The 11,832-nt window shown below is 64.2% G+C and carries 13 protein-coding genes; 8 read left to right on the top strand and 5 right to left on the bottom strand.

Annotated elements, in window-relative coordinates; all coding sequences use genetic code 11:
- Nucleotides 1-21 precede the first annotated feature (21 nt).
- Together IVB07_RS05500 and IVB07_RS05495 are read right to left on the bottom strand one after the other, a co-directional pair.
- Complete coding sequence (locus IVB07_RS05500) at nucleotides 22-546, bottom strand: DUF2314 domain-containing protein (RefSeq protein WP_018453504.1); 525 nt, start codon at nucleotides 544-546, stop codon at nucleotides 22-24.
- Nucleotides 547-814: 268 nt separating this feature from the next.
- On the bottom strand, nucleotides 815-1,897 hold the full coding sequence (locus IVB07_RS05495) for a branched-chain amino acid aminotransferase (protein WP_026232543.1): 1,083 nt from the start codon (nucleotides 1,895-1,897) through the stop codon (nucleotides 815-817).
- A gap of 338 nt (nucleotides 1,898-2,235) precedes the next feature.
- Here IVB07_RS05495 and IVB07_RS05490 point away from each other — a divergent pair, with 338 nt between their 5' ends.
- Genes IVB07_RS05490 through IVB07_RS05480 form a run of 3 tightly spaced genes read left to right on the top strand, consistent with a single transcriptional unit; the run spans nucleotide 2,236 to nucleotide 4,909 of the window.
- Nucleotides 2,236-2,775 carry a MarR family transcriptional regulator gene (locus tag IVB07_RS05490; protein ID WP_007596846.1) on the top strand — a complete coding sequence of 180 codons (540 nt, stop codon included), beginning with the start codon at nucleotides 2,236-2,238 and terminating at the stop codon, nucleotides 2,773-2,775.
- Nucleotides 2,772-3,503, top strand: a complete 732-nt coding sequence (locus IVB07_RS05485) for a response regulator transcription factor (RefSeq protein ID WP_018453502.1) — start codon at nucleotides 2,772-2,774, stop codon at nucleotides 3,501-3,503. Before IVB07_RS05490 ends, IVB07_RS05485 begins: the two co-directional genes overlap by 4 nt.
- A 17-nt stretch (nucleotides 3,504-3,520) precedes the next feature.
- The gene (locus IVB07_RS05480; RefSeq protein WP_247767505.1) at nucleotides 3,521-4,909 is read left to right on the top strand and encodes an ATP-binding protein; all 1,389 of its coding nucleotides are present in this window, start codon (nucleotides 3,521-3,523) and stop codon (nucleotides 4,907-4,909) included.
- A 169-nt stretch (nucleotides 4,910-5,078) separates the two neighbouring features.
- Here IVB07_RS05480 and IVB07_RS05475 read toward each other — a convergent pair whose 3' ends face one another.
- Complete coding sequence (locus tag IVB07_RS05475) at nucleotides 5,079-5,609, bottom strand: DUF3617 family protein (protein ID WP_018453500.1); 531 nt, start codon at nucleotides 5,607-5,609, stop codon at nucleotides 5,079-5,081.
- 43 nt (nucleotides 5,610-5,652) lie between these two features.
- Complete coding sequence (locus IVB07_RS05470; RefSeq protein WP_026232542.1) at nucleotides 5,653-5,946, bottom strand: hypothetical protein; 294 nt, start codon at nucleotides 5,944-5,946, stop codon at nucleotides 5,653-5,655.
- 182 nt (nucleotides 5,947-6,128) lie between these two features.
- Between IVB07_RS05470 and IVB07_RS05465 the strand changes: the two genes are divergently transcribed.
- The 4 genes from IVB07_RS05465 to IVB07_RS05450 all read left to right on the top strand — a co-directional run bounded on the left by IVB07_RS05465 (nucleotide 6,129) and on the right by IVB07_RS05450 (nucleotide 8,784).
- Entirely contained in the window at nucleotides 6,129-6,593 is a 465-nt protein-coding gene (locus IVB07_RS05465; RefSeq protein ID WP_018453498.1) for a hypothetical protein, read from the top strand.
- Nucleotides 6,594-6,712: 119 nt separating this feature from the next.
- Nucleotides 6,713-7,405: a ribonuclease T2 gene (locus IVB07_RS05460; RefSeq protein WP_026232541.1), complete on the top strand. Its 693-nt coding sequence runs from the start codon at nucleotides 6,713-6,715 to the stop codon at nucleotides 7,403-7,405.
- 52 nt (nucleotides 7,406-7,457) lie between these two features.
- The gene (gene rlmJ / locus IVB07_RS05455; RefSeq protein ID WP_018453496.1) at nucleotides 7,458-8,318 is read left to right on the top strand and encodes a 23S rRNA (adenine(2030)-N(6))-methyltransferase RlmJ; all 861 of its coding nucleotides are present in this window, start codon (nucleotides 7,458-7,460) and stop codon (nucleotides 8,316-8,318) included.
- A gap of 250 nt (nucleotides 8,319-8,568) precedes the next feature.
- Entirely contained in the window at nucleotides 8,569-8,784 is a 216-nt protein-coding gene (locus IVB07_RS05450) for a cold-shock protein (protein WP_007614865.1), read from the top strand.
- A 71-nt stretch (nucleotides 8,785-8,855) separates the two neighbouring features.
- Here IVB07_RS05450 and IVB07_RS05445 read toward each other — a convergent pair whose 3' ends face one another.
- The gene (locus IVB07_RS05445; RefSeq protein WP_018453495.1) at nucleotides 8,856-9,479 is read right to left on the bottom strand and encodes an outer membrane protein; all 624 of its coding nucleotides are present in this window, start codon (nucleotides 9,477-9,479) and stop codon (nucleotides 8,856-8,858) included.
- A 249-nt stretch (nucleotides 9,480-9,728) separates the two neighbouring features.
- On the opposite strand from IVB07_RS05445, the gene uvrC reads away from it, so the two are divergent.
- A complete protein-coding gene (uvrC, locus tag IVB07_RS05440) occupies nucleotides 9,729-11,798 on the top strand; it encodes an excinuclease ABC subunit UvrC (RefSeq protein WP_018453494.1) in 2,070 nt (689 codons plus the stop codon).
- Nucleotides 11,799-11,832 lie beyond the last annotated feature (34 nt).

The raw sequence follows: 11,832 nt of genomic DNA, 5'->3' as shown, positions 1-11,832 counted from the left end.
CGGCAACTGCCGGGTAATGGCTTACGGCTGCTCCATCCGCGCCCGGAGCGCGTCGGCATCCGCTTTCGGCAGCGACTTCAGCGTTGGCTTGATGGTTTCGCCGCCGACGATCTTGCCGTTGCGCATGAACATCCAGTCCGAGATGTCGGCTTCAGTGAATTCGACCTTATCGCCTGCCCGCTTGCCGGCCAGATCGCGTGGCTCGTTGGCGAAGAGGCCGGAATAGGCCCCATTGGGTAGCTTCTTCACCTCGGCCATCCAGATGTGCTCACCGCCTTTGCGGGTCGAAAAGTGCACCTTCAGGGCATGCCCTGTCTCCGACGGCTTCGGCGCCTCGTAGGAGGCCCAAAAGGTCGGCAGCGTGCCGCGGGCGCGCGCGATCGCGGTGTTCATCTCCGGATCGGTGGTGCGCACGTCGACGACGGGCGAACGGCCCTCAGCGGAGACGTCCGGCTTGGGGCCGATGGTCAGAATGCCGAATACGGTGATGCCGGTGACCGCGGCAAGAACGACCCATTTCAGGGACTGGGGAAGAGTGGATGTCATGATCGCGATGTCCGGATGACTCGATGTCTGGGTATGCGAGGTCTTGGACTTTGTCGCACGATCATGGTGTCGCGTTCATGGCGAGAAAAGCCAACCAGCGATGCCCTTTTCCCCTCTCCCCTTGTGGGAGAGGGTGGCTCGCCGCGTAGCGGCGAGACGGGTGAGGGGTTCTATCCGCGAGTCCAACTGACCCTTGAACTCGCGGATAGAACCCCTCATCCGGCGCTTCGCGCCACCTTCTCCCACAAGGGGAGAAGGAAGAAGGGCCTCAATCCACCTTCCGGATCCAGTTGTGCGGATCGTTGGTGCGGCCGTACTGGATGTCGACGAGCTGCTTGCGCAGGCCCATGGCGACGGGGCCCGCGGCACCGCCGCTGATCTCGAAATCGCCGCTCACCGAGCGCACCGTGCCGATCGGCGAGATCACGGCGGCGGTGCCGCAGGCAAACGCTTCCTTCAGCTTGCCGCTGGCCGCATCCTTGCGCCACTGGTCGAGCGAGTACGGCTCCTCACGCACGGTCTTGCCGGCGTCTTTGGCCAGCGCAATGATGGAGTCGCGGGTGATGCCGGGCAGGATGGTGCCCAGCGGCGGCGTCGAGAGCGACCCGTCGTCGAACACGAAGAACACATTCATGCCGCCGAGCTCTTCGATGTAGCGGCGCTCGATTGCATCGAGAAAGACGACCTGGTCGCAGCCGTGCTGGATCGCCTCGGCCTGCGCACGCAGGCTTGCGGCATAGTTGCCGCCGCATTTGACGGCGCCGGTGCCGCCGACGGCAGCGCGCGTGTAATTCTCCGACACCCAGATCGAGACCGGCGCGGGGCCGCCCTTGAAGTAGGAGCCGACCGGCGAGGCGATCACCGCGAAAATGTATTCGGACGACGGCTTGACGCCGAGGAAGGTCTCGCTCGCGATCATGAAGGGGCGCAGGTAAAGGCTGCCCTCGCCGCCCGGCATCCAGGCGCGATCGATGCGCACGATTTGCTCGACCGCCTCGATGAAGACGTCTTCAGGGAGCTGCGCCATCGCCATGCGGTCCGCCGAGTCCTTGAAGCGCCGGGCATTGGCATCGGGGCGAAACAGGTTCACGCCGCCGTCGTCGCGCTTGTAGGCCTTGAGGCCTTCAAAAATTTCCTGGGCGTAGTGCAGGACGGCGCCGGCCGGATCGAGCTGGAAATTGGCGCGGGCCTCGACACGCGCCTCGTACCAGCCACCCTTGGCCTGGTTGTAGCGGACCACTGCCATGTGGTCGGTGAAGACCCGCCCGAAACCGGGGTCGACCAGCTTGGCGACCCGATCCTTCTCGGAGGTCGGATTGGATGCGGGCTGGATGTCGAATTTCATGCTCATGTCCTTGCCTCCCGCTGCCGGTAGCGGCGCCGTTGTGGCACCCGCCTGCCCCGATTTGGGCCCGGCTGGCTCGATTGGTTTCTGGCCGGACCGCCGCCAGCCTTGTTACGGCCGGTTTCCGTGGCCAGCATGTCACGGAGGACATGCTTTTGCGGAAGACGGAAGTCCAGTATGTTTTGCCGAAATGCCGTTCGACATCGCACGGTAGATCTGCTCCGGCCGTTGCCGCCTGTCCGGCCCACTGCGGCCGCCTTGCTTCGACGCCCACCCGACGCGAAACGATCTAAAATTTCGTGCGGGCTGATCGTTTTGTAACATTGAGACCAAGATACGTCAATATGCCTGACATAAATTTCGCGACTCCTTCTCAAGACGCAGCCGGGCCGCGGCCGGCCGCAGACGACGGAGGCAATTTGCGCTGGGATATCATCGAACTGCTGTTCTTCGCCTATCGCGATTTTGTCGGCGATCCCGACCAGGAGCTGGAGGCGTTCGGCTTCGGCCGGGCCCATCACCGCGTCATGCACTTTGTCTATCGTTATCCCGGCCTCAAGGTCGCCGACCTCCTCGACGTCCTGCGCATCACCAAGCAATCGCTCGGCCGGGTGCTCAAGCAGCTCCTGGACGAGGGCTATATCGTGCAGAAGACCGGCGACAATGATCGCCGCCAACGCCTGCTGTTTGCGACACCGAAGGGCGAGGCGCTGGTGCAGAAGCTCGCCGGCCTCCAGACCACGCGCATCACCAAGGCGCTTGCCGAGATGGCGCCGCAGGATGCCGAGACCGTCAAGCGCTTCCTGCGCGCGATGATCGACCGCGACGATCCGGACAAGGTGCTCGAGACGATCTTTGCCACCGTCAATCAGGACAAGGAGTGACCGTGCCGCTCGCTGCCACGCTCGCACGCCCGCCGGCACGTCCCGCAGACGATGCCCCGCATCTCCTGCTGGTCGATGACGACCGCCGCATCCGCGATCTGCTCTCGCGCTTCCTTGCCGGCGAAGGTTATCGCGTCTCGACCGCCGCGAGCGCTAGCGATGCCCGTTCCAAGCTTTTGGGCCTGCACTTCGACCTCTTGATCCTGGATGTCATGATGCCCGGCGAGACCGGCTTCGATCTCGCCCGTTTCATCCGGACCTCGTCCTCGGTGCCGATCGTGATGCTGACGGCGCGGCATGAAGCCGAAGCGCGCATCGAGGGCCTGCAGATCGGTGCCGACGATTACGTCGCAAAGCCGTTCGAGCCGCGCGAGCTTGCGCTGCGCATCAACAACATCCTCAAGCGCGCCGCGCCGCCGCCACAGGCCGCTGCGGTCGAGAAGATCGCGTTTGGCCCGTACATCTATCACCTCGACCGCGGCGAATTGCGCCAGGGCGAAGACGTCATTCACCTCACCGACCGCGAGCGCGAGATGCTGCGGATTTTGTCGGAGACACCGGGCGAGACCGTGCCGCGCAGCGCGCTGACCGGCAATGGCAGCGTCAACGAGCGCGCCGTCGACGTGCAGATCAACCGCCTGCGGCGCAAGATCGAGACCGATCCCGCCAATCCGCTGTTCCTCCAGGCCGTGCGCGGCATCGGCTACCGGCTGGTAGCCTCGCCATAAAGAGTGAACCGCCACCGATGAGCACGATCGATACCGGCCTGACGCTTTTGAAGAGCGCCGCCGGCCGCGTCTCCGCCGCCAATGGCTGGATGGGCAATGCGTTCAAGGGCTGGATGCCGACCGGCCTTTATGCGCGTGCGCTGCTGATCATGATCGTGCCGATGGTGATCCTGCAATCGGTGGTCGCCTTCGTGTTCATGGAGCGGCACTGGAACACGGTGACACGCCGCCTGTCGGCCGCGGTGGTGCAGGACATCGCCGCGCTGATCGACGTCTACAAGGGCTACCCGCAAGACAAGGATCGCGACCAGATCCGCCGCATCGCGCAGCAGCGCCTGGGCCTCGTCGTCGATTTCCTCCCGGCCGGCGACATGCCGCCGCCGGGACCAAAGCCGTTCTTCTCGCTGCTCGACCAGACGCTGTCGGTGCAGCTCGGCCGCCAGATCGGGCGCTCCTTCTGGATCGACACGGTCGGCCGCTCCAACCTCGTCGAGATCCGGATCCAGCTCGACGACGCCGTGATGCGCGTGTTCGCACAGCGCAGCGCCGCCTATGCCTCGAACTCGGAGATCTTCCTGTTCTGGATGGTCGGCACGTCCTCGATCCTGCTGATCGTCGCGGTGCTATTCCTGCGCAACCAGATCAAGCCGATCCTGCGACTTGCCGACGCCGCCGAAAGTTTTGGCAAGGGCCGCGAGGCGCCGAATTTCCGCCCGCGTGGCGCGCGCGAGGTGCGGCGCGCGTCGGTCGCCTTCCTCGAAATGAAGTCGCGCATCGAGCGAACGATGGAGCAACGCACCGCGATGCTAGCCGGCGTCAGCCATGATCTGCGCACGATCCTGACGCGGTTCAAGCTCGAGCTGGCGTTGATCGGCGACAGCCCCGAAATGGAGGGCATGCGCAAGGACGTCGACGAGATGTCGATGATGCTCGAGGACTACCTCGCGTTTGCCCGCGGCGATTCCGGCGAGCAGTCGCAGCCGACCGACATGGCCCAGGCGCTCGAGGAGCTGCGCAGCGACGCCGAGCGCCACGGCCACACGGCGACCGTTGCGTTCAACGGGCTGCCCGTGGTCACGGTGAAGCCGGCCTCATTCAAGCGCGGCCTCGCCAACCTCGTCACCAACGCCGCCCGCTACGGCAAGAGCATCGCCATCACCGGCCAGCGCGATCACCGTTATTTGACCGTGACGGTGGACGATGACGGGCCGGGCATTCCCGCCCATCTGCGCGAAGAGGTGTTCAAGCCGTTCCTGCGGCTCGACAACGCCCGCAACCAGGACGAAGGCGGCACAGGTCTTGGCCTCGCGATCGCCCGCGACATCGCCCGCTCGCACGGCGGCGACATCACGCTTGGCGACAGTCCGATGGGCGGATTAAGGGCGAGCGTGCGGATACCGGTGTAGCTGCCTCTTCCCTTCTCCCCCTGTGGGAGAAGGTGGCGCGAAGCGCCGGATGAGGGGTCTCTCTCCGCGAATTCAAAGCGAAAAGAGTCACACGCGGAGACAAACCCCTCACCCGTCTCGCCGCTGCGCGGCGAGCCACCCTCTCCCACAAGGGGAGAGGGGAAGAGCCTTACTTCGGCAGCAGCGCCTTCAGCTTGTCCATGTCACGCACGTTCATCTTGAAGCCGCCGGGCATCACGATGTCGCCGGGCTTCTGGTCCGGCTTGCAGGCTCCCAGCCATTTCGCTTCGAGCTGCACGGTCGTGTCGCGGCCTGCCGCGCCGGCGGCGCCGCCTTGCGCGTGCGACGACGTCTTCACCGTATAGGCCGAATTGAAATCGCCGGTGATCTCAGCATGCGAAGTCGTGCTGATGCCGGCGACATTGCACTCGGAATCGCTGACATAGCCGGTCGCGGTCTTCTTGATGTCCTGCTTGGCGCAGATCTGCTTGGCCATCGGCGAGACGTTGTTGTTCATTTCCTTGTCGACGGTCTCGTCGGTGCAGTGCTGCATGGTCATCTCGGGCACCGGCGTGCCGGTCCGGACCATCTTCAATTCCCACAGCCCTGCCTTACGCACCGGCAGGTCGTCAGCGCGAGCGCTGCCTGCCGACAACACGAGGCAAAGGGCGGAGCCGAGCAAAGCGAGTTTGCGCGTCATGTGGGAAGTTCCCGGCTGAGAGGTAGCGGCGTGCGAAAGCGCCTCAGTAGAGCGTGCGGATCGGCTGGTCGGCGGCGCCATAGGGCACCCAGCGGCAGGAGAACGAGATGTAGCCGCCCTCATAGGCCTGCACCGCCAGGAATTTGGCGACTTTGCCATAGCGCGCGCAGTGATCGACCGCGACCTGCCGCGCATCGACCTGGGTTGCCATCGAATAGGCGATGATGCCGCCGGTGTCGTTGCCCTTGAACGGAGGCACCGGAAGCAGATCGGCATGCGCCGACTGGCTCGCCATCATACCCAAGGCAAGTAGGCCCGCGGCCGCAATGATTCGCATTCCCGTCACTCCGATTGGTTGGCGGCAGTTTACGGTGTCGGCGCGGCGGTGGAAAGAACGGATGGCCGGTCCAACGCAGCATTGCGGTCAACTCGTCGGCAAGTGTTGCCGCGCTGCACTTGACCTCCCCCGGCCTTCACGGCACCGTCCGACCCTTGCAGATCATGCTGTCTGGATCATCCATGCGCGCCTCGACCTTCCTGAAATCGCTCCGCTTTGCCGCCGTGCTCGGCCTCCTGTTCGGGGCGCTGTCGCTCGGCGAGGCCAGGGCCGCCAATCCGCTGGAGCTGAATTTCTGGCTGAGCGGGCCGCGCTATGACGGCAACGTCTCCGAGTGCGACAGGGCGCTGCCGACGATCGCGACCCAGTTCTGGGAGAAAGAAAGCGCGTTCTGGAATTCTTCGTTGAAGATCACCGGCTTCGCCGCAGTTCACGAGACCGCGTTCCGGCCTTGGGCATCCGACAACATCCCGCGCCGCTATTGCACCGGCGAGGCCATGCTCACGGACGGCAAGATGCGCAAGGTGCATTTCTCGATCGTGGAGGATGGCGGCTTCGCCGGCTACGGCCAAGGCGTCGAATGGTGCGTGGTCGGGCTCGACCGCAACTGGGCCTACAACCCGGCCTGCCGCGCCGCCAAACAGTAATTGAAACGTTCTGATCCGGACCGATCAGGCGGCCGAACGACGGTCACCCGCATTTTGTTCTTGAAATGTTCTTATCGCCTGCTAGGCTTGTCTGCACAGTCTAGTTGAGGGGCGTCGCCATGTTTCATTCCAGATTGCATTCGTTCTCCCGCCTGATGATCTCGCTGACGCTTGCGGCCGGGCTGGCTGCGCTGGCCGATGGCGCAAAGGCCCAGGACAAGCGGCAGAACACGCCCGGCGAATTCGATTTTTATGTGCTGTCACTGTCTTGGTCGCCCTCTTTCTGCGAGGAGGCGGCGGAGCGCGGCGGCCGCTCGCAGACCCAGTGCAGCGGACGGCCCTACGCTTTCGTGGTGCATGGTTTGTGGCCGCAATATGAGAGCGGATTTCCGGAATATTGCCAGCGGCCCTCGCCGCGGCTGAACCGCAGCATCGTCTCCTCCATGCTCGATCTGATGCCGGCGCCGGGGCTGATCTTCAATGAGTGGGACAAGCACGGCACCTGCTCGGGGCTCGCTGACCGCAGCTATTTCGAGACGATCCGCAAGGCGCGCGCCGCGATCAAGATTCCAGCCGAATATCTCGATCTATCGCAGGCCAAGACCGTGGCGCCGGCGGAGGTGGAGGAAGCCTTCATCAAGGCCAATCCGGGCCTCAGCAATGCCGCCGTCTCGATCACCTGCAACCGGACGCGGCTATCGGAAGTCCGCATCTGCCTCAGCAAGGACCTGCAATTCCGCGCCTGCGAGGAGATCGACCGCCGCGCCTGCCGCCGCGACCAGGTGACGATGCCGCCGATCCGGGGTGGCTAGCCCAGGCGTCGTGCCTCTTTGCTCGGGCCGTCACGTGGCGTAGTGCTCTTGCATGAATTACCGCCACGCCTTCCATGCCGGCAACTTCGCCGATGTCATCAAGCACATCGTGCTGACGCGCATCATCACCTATCTCCAGGACAAGCCGGGTGCGTTCCGCGTCATCGACACCCATGCCGGCGCTGGCCTCTACGATCTCGAAAGCGACGAAGCGCGCCGGGGCGGCGAGTGGCTGACGGGCATTGCGCGGCTGATGCAGGCGCGGTTGTCGAACGACGCCATGGCGCTGACCAAGCCCTATCTCGACATCGTCCGCGCCTTCAATCCGAAGGGCGAGCTCAAGGCCTATCCGGGCTCGCCGCTGATCGCACGCGGCCTGCTGAGGCCGCAGGACCGCCTCTTGCTCTGCGAGCTCGAGCCGAAGGCGCGCAAGGCGCTGATCGGCGTACTGCGCCGCGACGAACAGGCCCGCGTGGTCGACCTCGACGGCTGGATGGCGCTGCCGGCTTTCGTGCCGCCGAAGGAACGGCGTGGGCTCGTTCTGATCGACCCGCCCTTCGAGGCAAAGGACGAGTTCGAAAAGCTCGCAGAGGCCTTCTCGGCGGCTTTCGCGAAATGGCCGACCGGTATCTATGTAATCTGGTATCCCGCCAAGAGCCGACGCGCCACCGACACGCTGGTGCAATCAGTGGCGCGGCTCGCAGCCGCAGCAAAACCGCCGGGAAAATGCCTGCGCCTCGAATTCAGCGTGGCGCCGCAAGCCGACGGCGCAGCCCTCACCTCCAGCGGGCTCTTGATCGTCAATCCCCCTTACACGCTGCACGGCGAACTCAAGACGATCCTGCCGGAGCTGGAAATGCCGCTCGGCCAGGGTGGCGCTGCCAGATTCCGGTTAGAGGTGCCGAGACCGTAACACTCCGGCATTCTTGGGAAAAATATGCAGGAGCGGTAGTCAATCTGCAGAGAACCGTATTATGCTGTTGCAGTGACTGGCTTTACGTTCCGCTTCCGCGAATGGTTGCGGCGGAGTGAAGGCCTAAGAAAGATCCAGTCGGACCGAATGGTCTGCCGAAGGATGGCCAGCTCCCGGGCTTCGTAAGGCCCGGTCATGTCGTGACGCGCGTCTGCGTCACGACGGAGGAGCAATGAGGGGGAGTTTCCCGATGGCCATGACGGGAACGGTCAAGTTTTTCAACGGTGAGCGCGGCTACGGATTCATCAAACCGGACGACGGGGGCCGCGACGTCTTCGTACATATTACTGCTGTGGAGCGGGCCGGACTGAAGGACCTTGCCGAAGGACAGCGTATTACTTTCGAAGTCGAACCGGACAAGAAGGGCAAGGGGCCGAAGGCGGTCGATTTGGTCATCCTTCCCTAGCGAGCCAAGCGTCAAAAAAATCCCGGCCGCAAGCGGCCGGGAGGTTGGTCCGGTATTTTCTTCTTTAGCTATCAGAAGTGATAGTTCACGCCTGCGCGCACAACGCTGGCGCTATAGCCGTTTGACACGCCCGTAATCGCGAACTGACTCGTCGAGAGATCGATATAGAGATATTCGAGCTTGGCGCTCCAGTTCGGCGCGAACATAACTTCCGCGCCGGCACCGATGGTCCAGCCGGCGCTGGTGTGCGACTCGGTCCAGCCGAACGTCTGCGCGCGCAGCTCGCCGAAGGCGAGGCCCGCCGTGCCGTAGAACAGCACGTTGCTGAAGGCGTAGCCGGCGCGGCCGCGCAGGGTTCCGAACCACGGATTGGAGAACTTCCACGGCGCGAAGGTGTCGTCGGCACCGGCGGCCTGGATGTCGCCCTCGACGCCGAACACCCATGGGCCGTTCTGGAAATTGTAGCCGGCCTGAACGCCGCCGACGAAGCCCGACGGTTTTGCGGGATTGTTGTTCACCGAACCCCATTCATAGCCAAGATTGCCACCGAGATACGGACCGGCCCAGCTATAGGCGTTGAGCGGCTGATTGACCGTGTAGGGCGCTCGCTGCCCGTAATTGAGATCGGCGGCCTCTGCCGAAGCCGTCCAGCCGACTGCAGCCAATGCGGCTGCGCCCACAACGAGCCTCTTCATCACACACTCCAACGCAACTCCCGTCACCGCTGCGATGCCCGCGTCGCCGCGCGAGGCAAAACCGCATGGTTACGGAACCACCATTTTTCGCGTAAGATTTATCGAGAGTTTTAAGTTAAAGGCCTGTTAAGCCGGGTTACTGCGCTGTTAACAGGCTTAAGCAAGCGTTACCGGGAACTGCGCCGCCATCCTGTGCGTGCCGCTCGGCCGGAACTTCAAATCGACACCCGCAGCGCTTAAATTCGCACCATGGTTCACGATTCCCCCGACAATCCGGACGACGCACGCGTACGCAAACCCGTGCGCGGCAACGCACCCGACGTCCCTCCCCAGGAAACGGAAGCCGCGCCGCCGGACCTCGATCCCGCCACTGCGAATGGCGACGACGAGGACGATGCGCGGCTGCCGGACATCCTGGAAGAGAGCGGCACCGTCGGCGAAGAGCCGCTGGCGACCGGCCACGAGGCGATCGAACGCGCGGTGCGCCTCGCCCCCACCTCGCCCGGCGTCTACCGCATGCTCAATGCGAATGCCGACGTGCTCTATGTCGGCAAGGCCAAGAACGTCAAAAAGCGCCTGTCGAACTATGCGCGCCAGAGTGCGCCGCAGCCGGCGCGCATCCTGCGCATGATCGCCGCCACGGTGACCGTGGAAATCATCTCGACCCACACCGAGACCGAAGCCCTGCTGCTGGAGGCCAACCTCATCAAGCAGCTTCGGCCGCGCTTCAACGTGCAGCTGCGCGACGACAAGTCGTTTCCCTATATCCTGATCACGGGCGACCATTGGGCGCCGCAGATCCTGAAGCATCGCGGCGCGCAGACGCGGCCGGGTCGCTATTTCGGCCCGTTCGCCTCCGCCGGCGCCGTCAACCGCACCATCACCGCACTTCAGCGCGCGTTCCTGATCCGCTCCTGCACGGATTCCTTCTTCGAGAGTCGCTCGCGGCCCTGCCTGCTCTACCAGATCCGCCGTTGCGCCGGCCCCTGCACCCGCGAGATCGACTTCCCCGGCTACACGACCCTGGTGCGCGAGGCGAGCGACTTCCTGTCCGGCAGGAGCCATGCGGTGAAGCAGGAGCTTGCCGCGGAGATGGAGAAGGCCTCCGGCGAGCTCGAATTCGAGAGCGCCGCGCTCTACCGCGACCGCCTCGCTGCGCTGTCCGCGATCCAGTCGCAGCAGGGCATCAATCCGCGCACGGTGGAAGAAGCCGACGTGTTCGCCATCCACCAGGAGGGCGGCTTCTCCTGCGTCGAGGTGTTCTTCTTCCGCACCGGGCAGAACTGGGGCAACCGCGCCTATTTCCCGCGCGCGGAGAAGACCTATACGCCGGAAGAGGTGCTCGGCTCCTTCCTCGCCCAGTTCTATGACGACAAGCCGCCGCCGAGGAATATCCTGCTCTCGCACGAGATCGAGGAGAGCGAGCTGCTCGCCAACGCGCTGTCGATCAAGGCCGGCCGCAAGGTCGAAGTGTCCATGCCGAAGCGCGGCGAGAAGAAGGAGCTCGTCACCCACGCGCTCACCAACGCGCGCGAGGCCCTGGGCCGCAAGCTCGCGGACACCGCGACGCAGAGCCGCCTGTTGGACGCCATGGCCACGACCCTGAGCCTGACGCATGCGCCGAAGCGGATCGAGGTCTACGACAACAGCCACATCCAGGGCACCAACGCAGTCGGCGCCATGATCGTCGCCGGCCCGGACGGTTTTGTGAAAAACCAGTACCGCAAGTTCAACATCAAGTCGGAGGGCCTGACGCCCGGCGACGATTACGGGATGATGCGCGAGGTGCTCGAACGCCGTTTCAAGCGCTTGATCAATCCACCCGAGGACAATGCGGCCAAAGCCAAGGACGACGACTTCCCGCAATGGCCCGATCTCGTGATCATCGATGGCGGCCGCGGCCAGCTCAACGCGGTCCGGGACATCTTTGCAAATCTCGGCCTGACCCAGGTGGCGCTGATGTCGGTGGCCAAGGGGCCGGACCGGGATGCCGGCCGCGAGACCCTGTTCATGCCGGAGCGCGAGGCGATCAAGCTGGAGCCGCGCGACCCCGTGCTCTATTTCATCCAGCGGCTGCGGGACGAGGCGCACCGTTTCGTCATCGGCTCGCACCGCAAGCTGCGCAAGAAGGACATCCGCGAGGCCGGCTTGCAGGAGATTCCTGGCATCGGTCCGTCACGCAAACGTGCCTTGCTGCATCATTTCGGAACCCTGAAGGAGATCGAACGGGCCTCGATCACCGATCTCGGTAAGGTTCCGGGGGTGAGCGCCGAGAGCGCCCGCAGGATTTTCGAGTATTTCCATCCCCAGCCGGGGTGAAATAAAAGGGGGGCCGCGGTCATATGGTCGTCGC

The sequence above is a fragment of the Bradyrhizobium sp. 172 genome, assembly GCF_023101065.1.
GTDB classification, from domain to species: Bacteria; Pseudomonadota; Alphaproteobacteria; order Rhizobiales; family Xanthobacteraceae; genus Bradyrhizobium; species Bradyrhizobium canariense_D.
This window is presented reverse-complemented; position numbering and strand designations above follow the sequence as displayed.